18 protein-coding genes and 2 pseudogenes are annotated in these 19,245 nt (G+C 43.2%); 12 read left to right on the plus strand and 8 right to left on the minus strand.

Annotated elements, in window-relative coordinates; genetic code table 11:
• Nucleotides 1-411: 411 nt before the first annotated feature.
• From KAU88_03635 to KAU88_03650, 4 genes and pseudogenes are all read left to right on the plus strand, one after another.
• A complete protein-coding gene (locus tag KAU88_03635) occupies nt 412-2,103 on the plus strand; it encodes a formylmethanofuran dehydrogenase subunit A (protein ID MCK4477606.1) in 1,692 nt (563 codons plus the stop codon).
• 4 nt (nt 2,104-2,107) lie between these two features.
• Nucleotides 2,108-2,929, plus strand: coding sequence for a formylmethanofuran dehydrogenase subunit C (locus KAU88_03640; protein ID MCK4477607.1), 822 nt, complete (start codon nt 2,108-2,110; stop codon nt 2,927-2,929).
• 52 nt (nt 2,930-2,981) lie between these two features.
• Nucleotides 2,982-3,938 (plus strand): methenyltetrahydromethanopterin cyclohydrolase, encoded by a 957-nt coding sequence (locus KAU88_03645; GenBank protein MCK4477608.1) that lies wholly within the window; start codon nt 2,982-2,984, stop codon nt 3,936-3,938.
• A 149-nt stretch (nt 3,939-4,087) separates the two neighbouring features.
• Nucleotides 4,088-5,044: pseudogene (locus KAU88_03650) on the plus strand (pyridoxal-phosphate dependent enzyme).
• Between the two features lie 21 nt (nt 5,045-5,065).
• Here the strand turns inward: KAU88_03650 and KAU88_03655 are convergent.
• The gene (locus KAU88_03655) at nt 5,066-5,626 is read right to left on the minus strand and encodes a methyltransferase domain-containing protein (protein ID MCK4477609.1); all 561 of its coding nucleotides are present in this window, start codon (nt 5,624-5,626) and stop codon (nt 5,066-5,068) included.
• A gap of 56 nt (nt 5,627-5,682) precedes the next feature.
• On the opposite strand from KAU88_03655, the gene nucS reads away from it, so the two are divergent.
• From nucS to KAU88_03675, 4 genes are all read left to right on the plus strand, one after another.
• Nucleotides 5,683-6,474, plus strand: coding sequence for an endonuclease NucS (gene nucS, locus KAU88_03660; protein MCK4477610.1), 792 nt, complete (start codon nt 5,683-5,685; stop codon nt 6,472-6,474).
• A gap of 48 nt (nt 6,475-6,522) precedes the next feature.
• Nucleotides 6,523-7,725: an aminopeptidase P family protein gene (locus KAU88_03665; protein ID MCK4477611.1), complete on the plus strand. Its 1,203-nt coding sequence runs from the start codon at nt 6,523-6,525 to the stop codon at nt 7,723-7,725.
• A 50-nt stretch (nt 7,726-7,775) separates the two neighbouring features.
• Nucleotides 7,776-8,120, plus strand: coding sequence for a hypothetical protein (locus tag KAU88_03670; protein MCK4477612.1), 345 nt, complete (start codon nt 7,776-7,778; stop codon nt 8,118-8,120).
• A 77-nt stretch (nt 8,121-8,197) separates the two neighbouring features.
• The gene (locus tag KAU88_03675; GenBank protein ID MCK4477613.1) at nt 8,198-8,515 is read left to right on the plus strand and encodes a zinc-ribbon domain-containing protein; all 318 of its coding nucleotides are present in this window, start codon (nt 8,198-8,200) and stop codon (nt 8,513-8,515) included.
• A gap of 13 nt (nt 8,516-8,528) precedes the next feature.
• On the opposite strand, the gene KAU88_03680 is transcribed toward KAU88_03675, so the two are convergent.
• The 7 genes and pseudogenes from KAU88_03680 to KAU88_03710 all read right to left on the minus strand — a co-directional run bounded on the left by KAU88_03680 (nt 8,529) and on the right by KAU88_03710 (nt 15,578).
• Nucleotides 8,529-9,713: a hypothetical protein gene (locus KAU88_03680; GenBank protein ID MCK4477614.1), complete on the minus strand. Its 1,185-nt coding sequence runs from the start codon at nt 9,711-9,713 to the stop codon at nt 8,529-8,531.
• Between the two features lie 254 nt (nt 9,714-9,967).
• A complete protein-coding gene (asnS, locus tag KAU88_03685) occupies nt 9,968-11,251 on the minus strand; it encodes an asparagine--tRNA ligase (GenBank protein MCK4477615.1) in 1,284 nt (427 codons plus the stop codon).
• 57 nt (nt 11,252-11,308) lie between these two features.
• A complete protein-coding gene (locus KAU88_03690; protein MCK4477616.1) occupies nt 11,309-12,172 on the minus strand; it encodes a geranylgeranylglycerol-phosphate geranylgeranyltransferase in 864 nt (287 codons plus the stop codon).
• Between the two features lie 16 nt (nt 12,173-12,188).
• Nucleotides 12,189-13,406, minus strand: coding sequence for a cation:proton antiporter (locus KAU88_03695; protein MCK4477617.1), 1,218 nt, complete (start codon nt 13,404-13,406; stop codon nt 12,189-12,191).
• Between the two features lie 82 nt (nt 13,407-13,488).
• Nucleotides 13,489-14,706, minus strand: coding sequence for a bifunctional 5,6,7,8-tetrahydromethanopterin hydro-lyase/3-hexulose-6-phosphate synthase (locus tag KAU88_03700; GenBank protein ID MCK4477618.1), 1,218 nt, complete (start codon nt 14,704-14,706; stop codon nt 13,489-13,491).
• Nucleotides 14,707-15,031: 325 nt separating this feature from the next.
• A complete protein-coding gene (locus tag KAU88_03705) occupies nt 15,032-15,193 on the minus strand; it encodes a hypothetical protein (protein ID MCK4477619.1) in 162 nt (53 codons plus the stop codon).
• Between the two features lie 120 nt (nt 15,194-15,313).
• A pseudogene (locus KAU88_03710) lies at nt 15,314-15,578 on the minus strand (macro domain-containing protein).
• An 87-nt stretch (nt 15,579-15,665) separates the two neighbouring features.
• Between KAU88_03710 and KAU88_03715 the strand changes: the two are divergent.
• The 4 genes from KAU88_03715 (at nt 15,666) to KAU88_03730 (ending at nt 19,244) form a co-directional block, all read left to right on the plus strand.
• A complete protein-coding gene (locus KAU88_03715; protein MCK4477620.1) occupies nt 15,666-16,526 on the plus strand; it encodes a restriction endonuclease in 861 nt (286 codons plus the stop codon).
• A 183-nt stretch (nt 16,527-16,709) separates the two neighbouring features.
• On the plus strand, nt 16,710-17,303 hold the full coding sequence (locus KAU88_03720; GenBank protein MCK4477621.1) for a uracil-DNA glycosylase: 594 nt from the start codon (nt 16,710-16,712) through the stop codon (nt 17,301-17,303).
• 119 nt (nt 17,304-17,422) lie between these two features.
• Nucleotides 17,423-17,959 (plus strand): hypothetical protein, encoded by a 537-nt coding sequence (locus KAU88_03725; GenBank protein ID MCK4477622.1) that lies wholly within the window; start codon nt 17,423-17,425, stop codon nt 17,957-17,959.
• A gap of 1 nt (nt 17,960) precedes the next feature.
• Nucleotides 17,961-19,244: a hypothetical protein gene (locus KAU88_03730; protein MCK4477623.1), complete on the plus strand. Its 1,284-nt coding sequence runs from the start codon at nt 17,961-17,963 to the stop codon at nt 19,242-19,244.
• The last annotated feature ends 1 nt before the right edge of the window (nt 19,245 follow it).

Below are 19,245 nucleotides of genomic sequence, written 5' to 3' on the forward strand. Positions count from 1 at the left end.
TGCTTATTCCACAGGTTTCAATAGGACTAATGTAGAATTGAAATAAGGTTTCCGTCAAACCTGTTTTCGAATTTTTTCTAATTTAGAAACCACAGGATCACCTCTTTTCTCCTGAAAAAATAATAAAGGAAAAAAATCTTCGTGTACTTTGTTAAACATAATTAGAGAACAGATAAATAGGCCTTGCAAAGTATAAACTGTCTGGCGTGCGACGCCAATAGATGAACTGAGACTGTCTTAAAGCTGAACAGAAATTAGTGTGCCGAGAATATTCGCAGAGAAACTAGCTTGAAGGATGGAAGAAATGAACCGGCCCATTTTTCATATATGCATAGACAATGTCCCTCCAGCTTCACAGAGAATTTTGCGGCAAGTTATGATAAATAAAGCGGCAGAGGAGAAAAATGTAGAGTGGAAGGACTCTTAATCAAGAACGGCTTTGTCTATGACCCGTTGAACAATATCGACGGAGAAAAAATGGATATTGCTGTCTATAATGGCAAGATTGTGGAGAAATCGGAAAACGCCAAGGTGATTGATGCTTCTGGAATGGTTGTGATGCCTGGCGGTGTAGATATGCACTCTCACATTGCAGGCGCTAAAGTAAACGTAGGTAGATTACTACGGCCAGAAGACCACTACAAAGATGTGGAGCCTAAAACAACTCAAACGCGGTCAGGAGTTGGCTATTCAATTCCTTCAACTTTTACAACGGGCTATCGTTACGCAAGAATGGGGTGGACTACTGTAATGGACCCAGCAATGCCTCCACTAAAAGCTAAACACACACATGAAGAATTGAATGACACCCCCATGATAGACAAGGGCTCGTATCCTCTTTTAGGCAGCAACTGGTTCGTGTTAGAACATCTGAGAGCAAAGGAGTATGAGGAATGCGCTGCCTACGTAGCTTGGATGATGAACGCCACCAAAGGATACGCCATCAAAATCGTTAACCCTGGAGGAGTCGAAGCGTGGGGCTTTGGCAGGAATGTCCGCGATATTGATGATCCTGTGCCGAACTTTGACATAACTCCACGCGAAATCATCCAAGGCTTATGCAAAGTGAATAAACTTCTCAACATGCCACACACCATACATGTACACACAAACAACCTCGGAAAACCAGGCAACTACCTCACAACCTTAGAAACCATGAAATGCGTTGAGAACTTGGCAACCGACGAAAAACCTGTAATTCACTTAACTCATTGTCAGTTCAGCTCCTTTGCAGGCGAAAATTGGCGCACTTTCAAATCTGCTTCAGAAGAAATCTCTAAATACGTAAATTCTCACAGCCACGTCACTATAGACATGGGACAAATCATTTTCACAAACACGACAACAATGACAGCTGATGGCCCATTCCAGTTCGCTCTTCATAGGATGACTGGCAACAAATGGGTAAACAACGATGTAGAGGCTGAAACTACCTCTGGAATAGTGCCATTCCATTACAAACGAAAAAGTTACGTTCACGCAATTCAATGGACAATCGGGCTAGAACTCGCCCTTCAAATAAAAGACCCATGGAAAGTATTCCTAACGACAGATCACCCCAACGCTGGACCATTCACGGCGTATCCGAAGGTTATATCATGGCTCATGAGCCAAAAAGCAAGAATTGCAATTATGGAAAAAATAAGCAAGAGGGCAAGACGGCGAGCTCTGCTCCCTGCAATAGACAGAGAATACACGCTCTACGAAATTGCAGTAGCTACCCGGGCTGGTCAGGCTAAAGCTCTGGGCTTGAAGAACAAGGGACATCTAGGGGTTGGGGCTGACGCAGACATAACTATCTATGATCTGGATCCAGAAAAAACGAATCTGTCAAAGCATCCTAAACGAATCAGACGTGCCTTCAAAAGCGCTGCTTACACCATAAAAAATGGAGAAGTTGTAGTGAAAAACGGAGAAATCATCAAATCCGTCAGCGGAAAAACGTATTGGGTTAATGTAAAGGCTTCTCCAAGCCTTTTAGAGCTTGAGCCAGAGCTTCAGAAAGTCTTCGAAGAATATTATACGGTTAAATATGAAAACTATCTCGTGCCAGAACATCACCTAGCAACTGCAGCCCCAATTCCGATACAAGCAAAGGTGTAAAAAAATGGCTATAACGCTGCGACTAAAAAAGGAGCTAAAAGCACCAATTAGCGGAGAATGTCTCTCCCCAAACATCTTTGCTGGAAAGTCATTAGAGGAAATAGCGAACCTTCAGCTTTGGGAAGGAAACCGCAAACGAAGAATAAACGATGTTTTTGAGATAGAAGGAAACTGCGGGAAAACGCCTAGTGACGTAACCCTCCGTCTCATTGGGAATCTGTCTAAGGTTCACAGGATAGGTGTAGGTATGACTGACGGCGAAGTAAAAGTTCAAGGAGATGTTGGAATGCATCTTGGCGAAGAGATGAAAGGCGGAAAAATCACAGTAGAAGGCAACGCTGATTCTTGGGTTGGTTCTGCAATGAAAGGTGGAACAATTGAAGTGAAAAAAGACGCAGGAGACTACATCGGCGGAGCCTATCGAGGAAGCACCAAAGGCATGCAAGGTGGAACAATCATTATACACGGAAATGCCGGAACAGAAGTTGGGTGCTACATGAGGAAAGGTTTAATCAAAGTCTACGGTGATGTCGATCAATTTGTGGGCATTCGCATGAGAAAGGGAAATATAATTGTTCACGGCAACGCCAAAGAAAGAGCTGGAGCATTCATGATAGGCGGAAAAATAATCTTGTGCAGCTCCGTTGCATCTGTTCTACCTACATTTACAATCGACAGCATAAAGAGCAAAGCAAAAGCAGAAGAAGAAAAAATCAAAGGCCCATTTTATCTGTTTATCGGCGATCTCACTGAACATGGAAACGGAAAGCTCTATGTATCAAAAAACAAAAACGAACATCTAAAAAACTGCGAAGAAATACTTTGACAAATCAATGCGTTCGATTTATATTCACTTCTGAAGGAACTAGTCACCCATGTTGAGCGTAAATCAGAAAGCCTATGAACTAGTTCAGACGTTGTGCGAGGAATCTGCCGAATACTGCGTATCAGTTAAAAAAACAAAGCCAGGAACAACATTAATTGACGCAGGAATACGTTCGAAAGGCGGCTTCAACGCAGGCAAAACGATCACAGAAATCTGCATGGGCGGTCTTGGCGAAGCACGCATATTTTCAAAAAGCTACGACAACTTTGAACTTCCCGCAATATTTATCCAAACCGACAACCCCGCAGTAGCCACTTTAGGTTCCCAATTCGCAGGATGGCAAATAAAATCTGGCGATTTCTTCGCAATAGGTTCTGGTCCAGCCCGTGCATTGGCCTTGAAGCCTCACGATATTTTTGACAAGATAAAATACGAGGACAAGGCAGACGTTGCAGTGATAGTTCTAGAAACCAGCAAAGAGCCCTCGGAATCACTCATTAAAGAATTATCTTCTGAATGTAAAGTTGCACCCAGCCAGCTATACATTATCCTAGTTCCCACAACAAGTGCAGCAGGGTCAACACAAATTTCTGGGAGAATTGTAGAGACAGGTGTACACAAGCTACTGAAGTTGGGAGTTAATCCATTATCTATTCAGCATGCATGGGGATACGCACCTATCGCTCCAGTTGATCCGAAATTTACAGAAGCCATGGGAAAAACGAACGACGCAATTCTATATGGCGGCGTTAGCTACTACGCGTTAAAACACAAAAGTGACGAGAAACTAAAGGCTCTATTAGAGAAGGCTCCTTCATCAGCCTCCAAACAATATGGCAAACCATTTAAAGAAATCTTCAAAGAAGCCAACTACGACTTCTACCAAATCGATCCAAACCTTTTCGCCCCTGCAAGGTTCATCGTAAACAATGTTACAACGGGCAATGTTTTCCAAGTTGGAGAAGTCAACGTGAAGGTACTTAAACAATCACTGGGTTTGTTGCTTTAGAACAAAGCCTATGATATGTGTCCCTTCCAGATTGGGCTCTCTGCTTAACGCTTAGAATGGGCTTTTAATAGATGGGAATATGAGAAAACACACATGGGACACACACATTAACTTTTTTTAGCTGTTGTGATGATTCTTCCTCGGTCTAAATGTTCAAAGAAGTAGAGGAAGCCTACAAGCGACTAAAAGGAGTTGTCAATCTCACTCCAGTAATGATTTCCTCGACTCTTGATACAATAACCGGTAGTTACTGTTTCTTGAAGTGTGAGAATTTCCAGAAAACTGGGGCTTTCAAATTCAGAGGTGCCTACAATGCCCTGTCACAACTATCTCTAGAACAGAAGAAGAAAGGAGTAATAACGCACTCTTCTGGGAATCATGCACAGGCACTCGCCTTATCTGCTAAACTTTTGCAGATTAAGGCAGTAATTGTTATGCCTGGAAATGCTTCTCAAGTGAAAGTGACTGCAACAAAAGGCTATGGGGCGGAAATAATTACTTGTGGTCCTCACCCGACAGACAGGGAGAAAGCCGTTGAACCACTGATCGAAAAACATGGCTACACTCTCATGCATCCATCTGATGATCTTGATATTATTGCTGGCGCTGGGACCGCTGCTTATGAATTAGTCAGGGAAATAGGTAGACTCGATTATGTTTTCTGTCCTGTTGGCGGTGGTTGATTGCTGAGCGGAACGGCAGTTGCAACCAAAGGCCTGCTTCCGTCAGCTAAAGTTATTGGCGTTGAACCCAAAAATGCGGATGACGCATATCAGTCATTCAAAGCTGGGAAAATCATACCAGTTGAGAATCCAGACACGATAGCGGATGGTTTAAGAAGCTCTCTTGGAAGCAACACTTTCAGAATAATAAGAGAAAAGGTTGATCAGATAATTACGGTTTCAGAACAAGAGATTGTTGGCGCAATGCAGTTCGTTTGGGAAAGAATGAAACTGGTGGTTGAACCTTCTGGAGCGGTTTCACTGGCAGGAGTGTTATCAAGGCAAATAGAGTTGGAGTCCAAAAGAGTGGGGATAATAATCAGTGGAGGAAACATTGACTTGACTGATTTCTTTGTTAGAATTCGACAAAACCTAAGGTCCTAGGTTTACGCCCTTGGGCAAATCTTAGTTACGCTTATTGCATGTTGCAATGTGACATTTCAGATTGGGACCCGTCTTCAATAATTTAGGCTTTAAATCCGCTTCTTCTAAAAGCTTTAGAAAGGAATGTTCAGTGAAACGCTTTTTCAAGGCTGTAACGATTATGGTAGCATTGAGCTTTGTGATGCGTTTTACTTCTTGAAGGGTATGATGTGGGTTAGGCATGTTTTGCAGCAAGGTTATGGCAAAAGCCATATCAAAGTAGTTGTTACGGAAAGGAGTGTTGTCTGCGTCGGCCAAAACGAAATGAACATTTGCTGAACGCTTTATGGAGAATTTTACCTCTCCTAGCATGCCCTTAGATATGTCTAAACCAACAACGTTTTCCGCCATTTTTCGTATTCTCGGAAGAAGTAGTCCGGTTCCGCAGCCCATGTCGAGAATCGAACGTTGTTTCTCAAGGTCCAGGTTTTCTACAGCAGCCTTAATCTTAAGATTCTGCTCCTCGGTATAGCGGAGGTTATAGAGGTTTGCAGTGCGATTGTAATAGTGTATGTGTTGGAGTTTTTGCTTCCACTCAGTCATTTAATATCAGAAGTCTTATGTAAAAAGAGTTTTACTAAAACTTGTTGGCGAATACAGTGGTTAGTCGAAAGCACGCTCTCGTTCTTGAGAATCCAAGAATTGATGAAGAAACACAGAGGTCGATAAAGGAAGCACTTGCTCAACGTAAACTCTTGCTTTTGGTTGGAAACTGCTGGGTTAACTATAAAGGGCGAGCCAGTAGCAAGCTTGAACCAGGAGAACGTATTGTCATAATAAAGGAAGATGGCTCTGTTTTAGTTCACCGTCCATGCGGCTATGAGCCCGTAAACTGGCAACCGCCTGGATGCATTTTTCAATCGCATGTTAAAGATGGTGTCTTGCAGATTACGGCTGTACGTCGCAAGCCTGCAGAATCTCTACGCATATACTTCGACCACATCTACTTACTTTCAACACTGAAGCTAAAAGACACAGGCGAGTTTTCGCTTCATGCAAGCGAGGAAGACATGCAGAAGGCAGTTCTACTGAAGCCTTCAATCATAGAAGAGGGATTTAAGCCAATTAGCTTTGAGAAGAAAGTTGAGCCTGGCTTTGTGGATGTTTACGGAATAGATGGCGAAGGCAAATTAGTTGTTGTGGAGATTAAACGGAAAACTGCTGGACGGAATGCTGCGCTGCAACTGTCTAGATACGTGAAGGCTGTGCAAGGCATAGTCAACCGGGAAGTGAGGGGAATACTTGTGGCTCCAAACATTGCAAAGGGAACACAGACGATGCTGGTAACACTCGGGTTAACCTTTAAGTCCTTAGACCCAAGAAAATGCGCTGAAATTCTTCATAAATCGCAAACACGCAAGCTTGCTGACTTCTTCGAGGGTTCTGAATAGTCGTAAACTCTTTATGTGCTCACTCAAAAGGTGTTTAGGGAGGGTCAAATGGTAAGGTTAACCGCAAGTGAAAACGAGCACAAAAGACGAATAGAACGCGTCAAAGAAACGCTTTCCAAAAGAAAACTTGATGCCCTCTACCTCACAAGCGGCGTCAGCTTTTTCTACTTAACTGGTTATTCCTATATCGCCACTGAACGTCCAGCAGCACTGGTCATTCCACTGAACGGCGAAATCACTTTTATGGGACCGCTACTGGAAACTGACCACATTCCATTAAAAACACGTCTCATAAAAAACATCAAAACCTACCCAGACTACCCAGGAAAGAAGCATCCCATTGACCATTTCGCCCAATTCCTGAAAGACATAGGCTTAGCAAGAAAACGAATAGGCACTGACAACATGGCAGGCGCCGCAGGAATTTGGGGATACACTGGGCCTCCAATTACTGAGAAACTGCCAAAAACCAAGTTTATCCTTGCCAAAGACATTATTGAAAACATGCGCTTGATAAAATCCAAAGAAGAAATCGAACTCATCCGAGAAAGCGCAAAATGGGCAAACCTAGCACATTCACTGCTGCAAGAATATACGATGCCAGGGTTATGGGACTTTGACGTGGCTATAGCTGCCAGCCATGAAGCGTCAGTGATCATGAAAAAATCTCTCGGACCAAACTATGTGCCTCAACGTTGGGGGCGGTTCCCAGCGGGTGCAGGCTTTCGAGGGCAAGTTGGCGAAATGTCTGCTATTCCCCACTCTATAGCAACAAAGCGACCTATGAAAGACGGCGACGTACTTATAACGGGAGCCGGAGCAGAAATAGGAGGCTACAGCTGTGAACTTGAGCGTACTATGATACTGGGCGAACCAACCTTAAAACAACAAAAATACTTCGAAATCATGTTGAAGGCGCAAGAAGCAGCCTTTAAAGCCTTAAGACCAGGCGTAAAATGTAGCAGTGTAGACAAAGCGACATCGAAAGTTCTTAAAAAAGCTGGCTTGAGCAAATTAATGAGACATCATACTGGTCACGGCTTGGGGTTAGAGGGACATGAACCGCCATGGTTAGATGTTGGAAACGAAGTAGTACTAAAGCCAGGGATGATTGTAAGTTGCGAGCCAGGCATTTACGAACCTGGTTTTGGCGGCTTTAGGCATTCCGACACCGTTCTAATCACTGAAGACAGCACAGAAATGATTACCTATTACCCAAGAGATTTGGAATCCTTGACAATTCCAACCTAACTCGCATTTGAGAATTTCGCACTGTATCAAAACAGAGGAACTGGTTAACGTTGAGCAAGAAGAAAAAAGAGCTACAAGAAAAAATCTCTGAGGCAGATCGCTTCAAGAGGATAGCGTTATCAGGTTTGATCATAGGCATAGTCCTAATTTTTGTAGGATTGTTAATGTTTGAACCACTCTTCATACTAGGGTTCACGATTTTCATAATTTGCACGGGTATAACCTCTTTCCTCGCTACTCTGAGGTGGCAATATGCAAGGGCTCTAAAAATGGAGACGAAGAAAAAAGAGAAGCCTCCTCCAATAAACGTATGTCCTCGATGCGGCACAAAAGTTGAAAAAAGCTTGAAATACTGTTCGAAATGTGGAAAGAAGATACAAGCCAAAAAGCACTAACGAAACTTAGAAAGCAACTCTTATAGGATATACGTTTAAATTCTTCTATTCCATTCTTGACTTAGGTGATATTCAAAGTGTTTTGTTCAAATTGTAGCAAAGAGCTACCTGAAAACGCATATTTCTGCCCCAAATGCGGCGTGAGAACTAGAAAGGGCGTAGAAGCAGGCATTTCCACTCCATGGGAAGAGTTGAGAGTAGCCTTTTCGAGAATGGGAGAAGAGATAGAGAAAGCATTTTCGATAGCTGGCAAAGAAATGGAGAAAGCCTTCAAAACAGCAAAAGAAAAAATTAAGGAAGCAACCAGCAGAGAACCAGTTGTCTGCTCCGATTGCGGAGAAGAGAATCGTGCTGATGATATGTTCTGTTACAAGTGCGGCAAAAAGCTCGAGTAGAACATGAAATTGTCTAGGCGTATTGCGTTATCTTCCTCTGTATCTTAGCATTCATGATTAGCTTACTCCTGTCGATCCACCGTTGTATTGGAATGTTGAATCTGCTTGAAATCCTCTGCAGCGCCTGCTCTAAAGTGTCAAACTTCAGTGGTCGCTGTCGCATGGCGTTGCGTACATTCTCTCTCACCTGCCATACGCCTACAGGCATAATATAGCCAGGTCTCGCTTCTCGCAACACAATTACGGTTGCCTGTCGACGTTCTTTCATTAAATATTCGCACACAGCCAACCTAGCTGCGTAGTAACATCCTCCGATGTCCGCATAGGTGGTTCGTCCATCAAAGCCCTCCCAATCCCCATACATCACAACATATTTGCCACTAGGATTCCAAACGGTGCCCGGATACCAAGCCTCAATGGCTTCGTAGCTCCAAACATCAGGCATCATCAAAACTTCAAACTGATTATCCAAGTAAGAAGACTCGAAAAGATGATACTCGTTAATTAATGGAAATGTCTTCACCTTATCCATTAACTCTTTGGAGATCATGCTGTCAACTGCTGTTATGCTCCAACGTGTCGGCACCAAACGTCTGTGCTTTTCAACTCCGAAAGCTCCGACGCTGAAAGCTCTTTGAATCCTTGTCACCATCACATTCTTGTCGTAAAGCTCTAAAACAGCTGGTTTGGCTTTCAAATCCGTGTCATAGTATGCTTTCTCAACATGGTGATCCCAACGTGCTGAATCCACTCGCAAATCTTTGATTGGCGCGGATGGCCCAAAAGGCTGAACGTCGTCGTTTAATACTAGAAAACCGTGTGGTCGCTTTTTCAAAGCCAGTTCTACATCGGTTGCTGCAGAGGCTAAAGCTAACTCGCGAGTCAGGTCCATAATTTTGCCTGCTTCTTTAATGCGACGTACATGGACTCGGTATTTTCCCCGGATGAGCATGGAACGGAAGCTAACTATTTCGTCAATTGTTTTGCCAAACCATAACTCTGGCAAATCATAGAGGCTTGTGTCTTCGTGAATTGGTGGCACCATGGGACCTGCATAAACGTAGGGATATCCAATGCGCCCTACAAAAACGCTAGGCGGTGAAGCTCCATTGATGTTCAAACTCTTGATAAGCGGCACCGCTCGAATGAAAGAATTTACGCGAACCATGACTGGGCAACGAGTTTTGCCACACAACATTCGTGAGCCCTTGCATGCCACGCATAAACTAGCATCGGTCTGCCTTGTGGTCCACACATCTCTATTGTTATTAAGCTCATTAAGGCTTTGGTCATCAAGAACGTCTAATATCCAAGGATTAGCTTTACCCACGACATGCTTCTTTGCCTTGCCGAATCGACGTTTCACATTCAAGCACTCAAACTAAGAGTGAAGATAGGCTGCTTAAAAACAAAGTTGAAACAGATTTGCTAATTCTAGCGTGCGCATGCCAGCTAGGGATAGCTTCTCCGCAAGGTTCGTGGAAACGGAATGGTATCTATTATGTTGTCCAAGTCAAGCATCCACATAAGCAGTCGTTCTACACCTAATCCAAATCCTGCATGGGGAACTGTGCCATATCTTCGCATATCAATGTACCAGTCGTAATCTTCCACTTGCAAGCCTAGCTCCTTAACTCTTCTAATCAACTCGTCCTTGTCATCTTCCCTGGCACCACCAGTTGTCAACTCACCTATTCTAGGCACCAGCATGTCCACAGACATCGCTATTTCCGGCTTGTCTCTGTAAGTTTTGCAGTAAAACGCCTTTATCTTCTTTGGATAGTCATGGACGAAGAAGGGGCCCTTAAAATCTTCAGCCAACGCCTTCTCTTCATCATAGCCCAGGTCTTCACCCCACTTTATTTCTAAACCTTTTTTTCGCAGTTTTTCAATTGCCTCTTTATAGGTTATTCTTGGGAAAGGCGGCTTGATTTTCAATAGTTTTTTCGGGTCAACCCCCAGCTCTTGCAGCTCTCGCTTGCAATGTTTTGCCACTTTTTGGCAGACGTAGCTTACGAGTTCTTCTTCAATCTGCATGACATCATCCATGTCCGCAAATGCCCACTCTGGCTCTAAATGCCAGTATTCGCAAAGATGACGAATTGTTCTGCTTTTCTCCGCTCTAAAAGAGGGTGCACATGTGTAAACCTTCTCTAAAGAGTGGATAAGAATCTCCGAATACAGCTGCGCACTCTGTGTCAAGAATAGGTCTCGGTCGAAGTATTTTGTTTCAAATAGAGTGGCACCGCCTTCGCATGCGCTGGTTATGAACATGGGCGGAGAAATTTCTATGAAGCCTTTCTCTCTGAAGAACTTGTGCATAAGCCACAAGACTTCGCTTCTTACTCTCATGATAAGATTCATTTTTCTGCTGCGCAGCCACAGATGCCTAACGTCTCGGAGAAACTCTTCGCTCTGATCCTTAGCAATTGGGAATGTTTCAGCCAAACCAATAATTGTTATTTCATCTGTAGAGATTTCGTATCCGCCGGGTGCCCGATTGTCTTTTTTTACCGTTCCGCTGAGAGTGGTGGAGGATTCGATAGTTATTTTTTCTGCTTCTTTCCAAGCTTGCGTTCCTTCCTTTATTGTGGACTGTATTATTCCAGTTGCGTCGCGTATTAGTAGAAAGATGGTTTTTTTGCTTTCTCGTTTTCTGTAAACCCACCCTCGGATGCTAATCTGTTCGCTCTCGTGCTTGCCTGCAAGAATGTCTTGGATTGGTGTGAAGGACATGGTTATCCCTCTCTTCTTTCATAGTTCTAACCTAAATATTTACAGTTTTGGCATTCTTCAACCTGGGCTTCCAGCAATAAACGCCAGCAATCCGCTTAGGAACCAAAATAGGTTTCGATTTTTAATTCTCCTAGCGTTTTCTCTTGAGGGATTTGAGAGAAGTAGAATAGAGGTTAAAATTAATCCCATGTCTGTCCAGAAGATAAACGGGAGAAACCAGAAAGAAACAATTCCTAAAATCCATGGCAAAGGAGTTATGGAGACGGCGGAGAGATAGAATATAGCAGCGATAGCTGCCGCCTTTCGCTCTCCATACAACACCGCAATCGTCCTTATACTCGCCTCTTTGTCGCCCTGAACGTCTACTATTCCCTTCGTAATCTCACGCCCCGTGTTCGAAAGAAAAACCATAGCAACAAAAAGACCAGTCGTCATCAAGAAGCCCTTTCCAATCACAAAGCCTCCATATACAAAGGGTACTGCAACGCAAGCGCTGACCAGTAAGTTTCCCGGGAAACCAGTGCTTTTCCCTTTTGTTACGTATAGAATAACAATAACCCAAGAAACAAAGGCTATGGCAAAGCATTGCCAATTCGGAGATAGCCCTGTTAATAAAGCTGCTGTAAGACCAATAAACGTTAAAAATGAAGCAAACACTAAAGCCCCATTCGGGCTGACTGCACCGCTTGGAATCGGTCGTTCAGGTTCATTAACTGCGTCGATTTTCCTGTCATAATAATCATTTATCGCCATGGCTGCACCAGTCAATAGAAAACCAGTTACAAAGCCAAGCAATAAGCTATGAGGCTGTTGGAAGAGAATTGCTTTTTCAGCTAGAGCAACGCCAACAATCACTGCAAACCCCATCATTGCACAGTTGACAGGTCGAATCAACCTAACGAAAGCATTTGCCTTACTCATAATCGTCACAGCTTGCTTATTCGCGGAGTTTAATTAAAAATGGTGCGATTGAAGTAATTATGTTTGTCACTATGATGACGTTTGTGGCTATGACAGGGTAAAGATAGGCATAAGACAAAGTTGGGCTCAACTCTTTGTAAAGCAGAATACTTAGGGTGGCGTTCGCCAATCCTATCCCGCACATAAAAGTCATGAAACGGCGATACTGAAACATATCGCTTCTCCACGTTGCAACAGTAGTAGCGACGTGACGAAACACTAAATTCACTGCAACAATCAAAACGGCTATAAGAATACCAAGCCAAATGGGAAATTCGCCTCTACCGACTCCATAGATGAGTCCGAGAAAAACAAAAAAGAAAGCCCGTATCAGAAACGAAAGCTCTCCTTGAGTACGCTTTACAAAATTTTTGATTTCACTCAAATAGCCCAAGTCTAATCTAACTCTTAACGTCTTGAAAATTTTCCTGTCATTCCCCAGCATGAGACCGAAAAGAAGAGCAGCCAGAGGTCCACTTCCTCCAAACGTTTCAGAAGCAGCATAGCAACCAATAAGAACGCCTAAGGTGAGCATGTAAGTATACTCCTCTTTCCTTATCAGATAGAGTGCCCTAATCCACACGATACCTACAATAGTACCTAAAACCGCACCTATCGCAAATTTTCCCAGGATTGTAATCAGAGTTTGCTGAATGTCAACGAGTCCACCTACATAAGTCTGCAGAATAGCTAACACCAAAACAATGTTCAGAACGTCAGTTATGGTTGATTCCAATGACAAAGTAACTTCCACATCCTTGCTTATGTTTAACTTCGAGACCAGCGGTATAATAACCACTGAACTTGTCCCAGCAGTCATAGGACCCAACATCAACGCCTCAAGCCACTGGAAACCCAACAAGAAATGAGCGAACAACGTGACAAACGTGGCTGCAGATACAATATACAAAACCGCAAGGATGGCGGCTCTAAAGCTTTGCGAAATAACCTTGTAAATATCCATGTTAAGTCCACCTTCAAAGAGTATCATCATTAATGTGAGAGTGGTCAAAAAAGGAGTGATAGGATCAACATCAGCCAGAGAAAACACTCCCAAGACAGGACCTAGAACTATACCTATCAAAATCAGGAACAAACTACTTGGAAGCCCAACTTTCTTAAACAACAAGTTCGCTAAGAAACCGATGGCAATTATAGCACCTACTATTGAAAAAACCGCTATAGCATCCGCCATAATTGTTCACATTCGAAGCTGCAACGTGGCAAATTCTATGCTACTATCGCTTTTAACGATTTAGCCGTAAATGCCCGCTTTGTTATTCAACGTGAACTCTGTACAAGTCAATGTCTTCTCTCATTGTTCTTGTCAGTTCTAAGAACTCTCTTACAGCGCGCTTCACGTCTTTAGACTGAGTTATGTATCTTCCCACGATCAAGATGTCGGCGCCTTTTGCCAATGCTTCTTTTGCTGTTTCTGGGATTATGCCACCTGCAACCGCCACTAGAAACTTTTTGTCCGCAAAAGCTTGTTTGAGCTCTTTGATACGTTCTAGTCCAAGAGTTCTTCCTGTTTCCATGTCTATGCCGCGGTGTAAGATTACTATATCAGGCATGTCTTTCAAAGTCTTAAGTTTCTTAACAGGGTCGTCAATGTTCATCATGTCAGCCACCGCATATATCCCCAGTTTTTTTGCTTCGTAAATAAAACCGTCTAAGGTTTCCTTTGCCGCTACTCCTGCTACCACAACGGCGTCAGCAGTCTCCTCGAACGCCAAGTCGACTTCCACTTTGCCAACATCCAAGGTTTTCAAGTCTGCAATAATGAACACGTCTCTGGCAACCTCTCTTAAGTCGCGAATTGCCTTGACCCCATACTTTTTCAAAAGAGGCGTGCCTACTTCAAGGATTAATCTGTCGCTTTCAGGAAGCTCCTGTATTATGTTTTTTGCTCGTCCAAGGCTTGGAATGTCTAAGGCGATTTGCAGGTATGGTGGTCGCCACAGCCGGGGCACTTTAAAGCCCATTATAGGATGCTTCGCCCTGTCTTTGTCATACATGATTTTGTCGAGTGACGGATATTTAGTCAACGCTCTTTTCAGAGCCAGTTTGGTAGCACCATAATTATAGTGATATATTTTTCTGTAATCCTTAGCGTTAGGATGAACGAAAACACTACATACGATTACCCAGTCTTCTACTTTGTCTTTTGGAACTACTCCATCCTCAACAGAGTCCGCCACCGCCTTTGCTACGGCAGCCTGAGCTGGGCCGAATATTTTACCCACCTGTTCAAGATTTTTCACTGTTACTTTCGGGATGATAAGCGTGTGAGGTTTCGGAGGGAGATTTGGCCGTATCACTGCAAGAAGAGGCGTGTGTCCTGCAGATAAATTCGACATGCCAGAAGCAAACGCTTCTCCAACTGGGCCGTCTTTGTCGCCGATCAACAAGTCTATGTGGGCAACTTCATCTCCTTCGCCCACCAAAGCTTCACCAATAAGGTAGACAGGTTTTTCAACTCTTACACTTTTCATAGACATCACAGTTTCTTCATAAACTTGATTAAATCCTATGTTAAACTCCTTCATCCATTCGTAAAGAGTGTCTCTATGAATGTTCAACTGTCTTGCTGTGCCAGCGATTGTCGGTTTCCCTCTCTTTGTTTGAATTTGGCTAACAATTGCTTCGCTTAGTCGTCGGATGAACTCCTCTCTACTGACTGGCTTTTTACTTGCTCCCGACACGACGACACTCCCAAGAGATTCCTAAGGACATCTAGTATTTAAAATTGTCGGATAAACATCCAAATGGGATAATGTTCCGACACTTGCTGTGGAAGAATACCCTGATATTGTCTGGTTACCCGACATTCTTGAAAACTTTCAAGAAAGCTTTTTCGAACTCTTTAGATGCTTCGCTTTCAAGGCCAACAAATATTACCTCTCTTAGCGTGGTGTGTTTGTCAAGTGGTTCTTCAATTCTTGTATCATGATGTTCGCTGCAGTTTTCATCGACAATCATCCGACACCTGTACACAGTCCCGGAAACGCTAAGCTGCTAATTTTTGGGTTTCGAAGGTATTCCAGAGCGCCCTGCATTATCAGTTGAACGTTTTTCTCGTTGATTCGCATTGCAGGTCAATCATAGTAGTGTATGGATAACAAATTTTGCTGGAAGCTTTCCAGTGTGTCGTGACTATAGCTTCCCCAACTTTCACAGGAGCTTTCTTCAACGCCTCGGATTCGATTTTGGCTACACCTACCCGCTTTATTGCTCCAGCTGCACCACCGTCCATGAACATTAAGGTGTTAGCGGGGTTTACGATGGCGTCGACTTTCAATTTTGTGATATCGCCGGTAACCACCCTCACTCTGACACCTCTGTAGGCATGCTCAAAGCTTGACATAGCTAATCCTGAGATTTCGGTTTACAAATGAATAAAACATTATCCTTTTAGCAAACTATTGCACTTCTATACATTCGGTAGATGATTGTGTCTGTCTTTGTAGCAAAAGCTGACGGAACGAAGCAGTTGTTTGACAGAGAAAAAGTTGTGAGGACTTGCCTGAGAATGGGGGCTACCCGAGAAGTTGCCAAGGCCGTTACAGATAAAATTGAAATGAAGATATACAATGGCATACAAACAAGGAAAATTCTTCAAATGATTTTTGCACAGTTAAGCAAGCATAAACCCGCAGTTAGGCATCAAATCGACCTGCGAAAAGCTTTGAGTTTGATGAAGCCGAAGCCTGATTTTGAAAGTTTCATCCAGATTCTGCTTAAGGAACACGGATACGAAGTTGTCCCAAACCAGATTATACGAGGCAAATGCGTAGAGCATGAAGTTGATGCTGTCGCAAGGAAAAATGGCGAGACATACATTGTAGAAGTGAAGCATCATTACAACTATCACACTCCAACGGGCTTAGATGTAAGCCGCATCGCAAGGGCAATCTTCGAAGACGTCGCAGAAGGGTTTAGACTTGGACTGAACGCATTGAATGTAAGTAAAGCAGTGATCGTCTGCAACACGAAATTTTCGCAGCACGCTAAACGTTACGCAGAATGTAGAGGAATCCACAACATAGGCTGGAGTTCACCCCCTGATCGTAGCTTGCAAATTCTGATTGAAGAAAAGAAATTGTACCCAGTTACATACCTCAAGGGTTTAAACACCATGGCAAGAGAGAAATTAGTGTCTGCCGGGATAATTCTACTAAAACAACTAACCACAAAAAACCCGGAAAGACTTAGAAAAGAAACGGGGATTCCTAAGGAAACTCTTGTATCAGCAATCAAGAAAGCAAGAGCAATACTCTCTGAAAATATACAAATGGCACGTGTGAAGAACTGAATGCTAAACACGCCAGAATCTAAACCGCGACGTACATGTAAACCCTTAGCATTCTTGATGAATTTAATTTTGTTTAGCAAATTCCCCGACTATGTATAAGGAAAATGCGCGCTTAGTGAATCCCTGTACCACCCGCCAAAAATATATCCGCTAGTCTGTTGAGTAAAGGGCGTTAGTGAGCAAATGTCTAAGGAAGAAACTATTAAAAAAATTAGTGCAGAAGTGGCGGCTTGCGTTAAATGTGGACTAGGGAAGCAACGTATACATGTAGTTCCGGGCGATGGAGCCTTGGACGCAGAAATAATGTTTATCGGGGAAGCGCCTGGGAGACAAGAAGACTTGAGAGGACTGCCTTTTGTGGGTGCTGCAGGGAAACTCCTCGACAAATTGCTGCATAAAGTCGGTTTTTCTCGAGAAAAAGTCTACATAACGAACCTTGTTAAATGCAGACCTCCTGAAAATCGTGACCCCACATTGGAAGAAATTACTACTTGCAGCGGGTTGTATTTGAATCGTCAAGTTCAAGTTATTCGACCGAAGCTTTTGGTGATGTTAGGCAGGCACTCAGCAGCGTATATCCTTTCCAAAGCTGGAATTGAGGCGGAAAGTATCACAAGAATACACGGTAAAGTATATGGAATAGATTCATTTGGCGTTCCAGTTGTCGCTATCCCCATGTTTCATCCTGCGGCGGCGCTTTATAATCTAAAGTATAAAGGTTTGCTGGAAGAGGACTTTAAGGTTTTGAAATCTGTACTCGAAAAATATGATTCCTGATCGGTGTTAATACGCGCACGCACTAGTTCTCGATATTCATCCAGCCCAATCAGAAGTATAATCTTAATAGTTTATTTGAATATAGACGTGATATCTCTAAATGGAGAAGGCTGGCGAACATGAGTAAGATAAAGGAAGAGATACGTCGCAGAGTTCCTCGGCTTTTAATGAGCTTGGTTATGGCTATTATCTTCCTGGCAATTTTTTTGGTGGTTCCGGAGACGGTCAAAGGCATCCTCATTCCAGGTCTCGATATGGACGCTAGTTTACTAGCACGGACTATAACAATTGTCATTACAGCGATTTTTTTAATACGGGCGTTGTCCGATGCTTTGGTGCTAGGCGACATTGTAACCGACATTATTATCAGACGAATTGGGATAAAGGAGGAAAGGTCTCCAAAAAGAGCAGGTAGAGATTTCATATACATCATAGTTATCATTCTAATAGCAACTGCTGTTCTACCTGTTATGAGTGCATTAGAAGGGGACATTCGTTATTGGTTATCCACGTTCATCATATATGGCGCTCTCGGAATAATCCTTATACTAATTTATGATATTGGACGAATCCTTTACAGAATCGTTGAGCAAAAAGCCGAATCGTTTGCTGATCGTCTTTGCAAGATAGCTGAACAAGAAAAAACAGATGAATAGCATGGAGCCAACAATAATCATAATTTTCGTACTCATCTATTTGCTGACGGTTCTTCTTTCAGCTACTAAAGCCGTTCCCATGTCTATCGCGGCATTAAGTGGAGCATTGCTTACTGCATGGTTTGGGCTGCAATACGAGGTGTTCACATACTCGGAAGCCCTAGATTTTATAGATGTAAAAATTCTTGGCCTAATAATTGGCACAATGGTCGTAGTGGAAGTTGCCAAAAAAAGTGGGCTATTCCGTTTCGGAGCATTGTACGCTATCAAGTTATCGGAAGGAAACCCTGGCAGACTCTTCGTATCTATCTGTATAATGTCTGCTGTTGCTTCCATGTTTCTTAGCGATCCAACAGCGATGTTGCTCATGGCTGCGGCTACGGTGACAGTAAGTAAACTTCTTAATTATGACCCGATACCATATTTTCTTTCTGCAACTATTATGATAAATCTCGGTGGCACAAGTACGTTAATAGGCTCAACGAGCAACATGATCATCGGCGTTGCCTTAGGTCTGACCTTTACAGACTTCGTCAGCTATCTGTTACTATGCGAAGTTGCTCTGTGGGCACTAACAATTCTTGCTCTCTACATCTTTTTCAAGAAAAGATTGGGGAAGAAAAAGGCTCTTCCAGAATATAATCCTTGGCAGAGCATAGAAAATAAGAAACTTTTCTACCGATCCATCTTCATCCTTGTTCTTATGGTATTCCTCTTCCTAACATTGGAAAACTTAGGGGTCGGTCCTGAAGCAGTTGCTCTGGGCTGCGCTATTATAGCATTAGTTCTCAGCAACTCGGATCCAGCAGAAATCTTCAAAGGACTCGACTGGGAAACTGTATTTTTCATCGCTGGCTTCATGTTCATAGTGGGAGGCATACAGAGAACTGAGATTCTCAGTGTTGTATCAGAACAACTTTTCGTTTTGGTTGGCGGCAACCCATTAAACACAACTCTTACAACCTTGTGGTTCAGCGGACTTGCAAGCGCCGTAGTAAGCAATCTCGCTATTGCCTTAACATTTATACCAATAGTCGCCAAATTTTCTTCTTTGAATCCAAATCTTCGCCCACCTGTTTCATCAGCACTGGTTCTGGGAACAAATCTTGGAGGCGCCACCACGCCGCTAAGTGGTTCTGTCTGCATGATGGCCGTAGGCGCTTTAAAACGTGAAGGAATCTCAATGAGCTTCAGCGAATTTACCAAGATAGGTGTTATAACATCGCTACTTCAATTAGGTTTCTCCAGCCTTTATCTCATTTGGAGATTTGGATTAGGAGTGTAAT

The organism is Candidatus Bathyarchaeota archaeon, assembly GCA_023131225.1.
GTDB lineage: Archaea > Thermoproteota > Bathyarchaeia > Bathyarchaeales > SOJC01 > JAGLZW01.

Coding starts and splice junctions, on each gene's coding strand:
- KAU88_03725 (MCK4477622.1), top strand. CDS start 17,423: ATGAGTAAGATAAAGGAAGAGATACGTCGCAGAGTTCCTCGGCTTTTA.
- KAU88_03640 (MCK4477607.1), top strand. CDS start 2,108: ATGGCTATAACGCTGCGACTAAAAAAGGAGCTAAAAGCACCAATTAGC.
- asnS (MCK4477615.1), bottom strand. CDS start 11,251: ATGTCCTTCACACCAATCCAAGACATTCTTGCAGGCAAGCACGAGAGC.
- KAU88_03690 (MCK4477616.1), bottom strand. CDS start 12,172: ATGAGTAAGGCAAATGCTTTCGTTAGGTTGATTCGACCTGTCAACTGT.
- KAU88_03655 (MCK4477609.1), bottom strand. CDS start 5,626: ATGACTGAGTGGAAGCAAAAACTCCAACACATACACTATTACAATCGC.
- KAU88_03700 (MCK4477618.1), bottom strand. CDS start 14,706: ATGAAAAGTGTAAGAGTTGAAAAACCTGTCTACCTTATTGGTGAAGCT.
- KAU88_03680 (MCK4477614.1), bottom strand. CDS start 9,713: ATGTTGTGTGGCAAAACTCGTTGCCCAGTCATGGTTCGCGTAAATTCT.
- KAU88_03730 (MCK4477623.1), top strand. CDS start 17,961: ATGGAGCCAACAATAATCATAATTTTCGTACTCATCTATTTGCTGACG.
- KAU88_03720 (MCK4477621.1), top strand. CDS start 16,710: ATGTCTAAGGAAGAAACTATTAAAAAAATTAGTGCAGAAGTGGCGGCT.
- KAU88_03695 (MCK4477617.1), bottom strand. CDS start 13,406: ATGGCGGATGCTATAGCGGTTTTTTCAATAGTAGGTGCTATAATTGCC.
- KAU88_03665 (MCK4477611.1), top strand. CDS start 6,523: ATGGTAAGGTTAACCGCAAGTGAAAACGAGCACAAAAGACGAATAGAA.
- KAU88_03705 (MCK4477619.1), bottom strand. CDS start 15,193: ATGATTGTCGATGAAAACTGCAGCGAACATCATGATACAAGAATTGAA.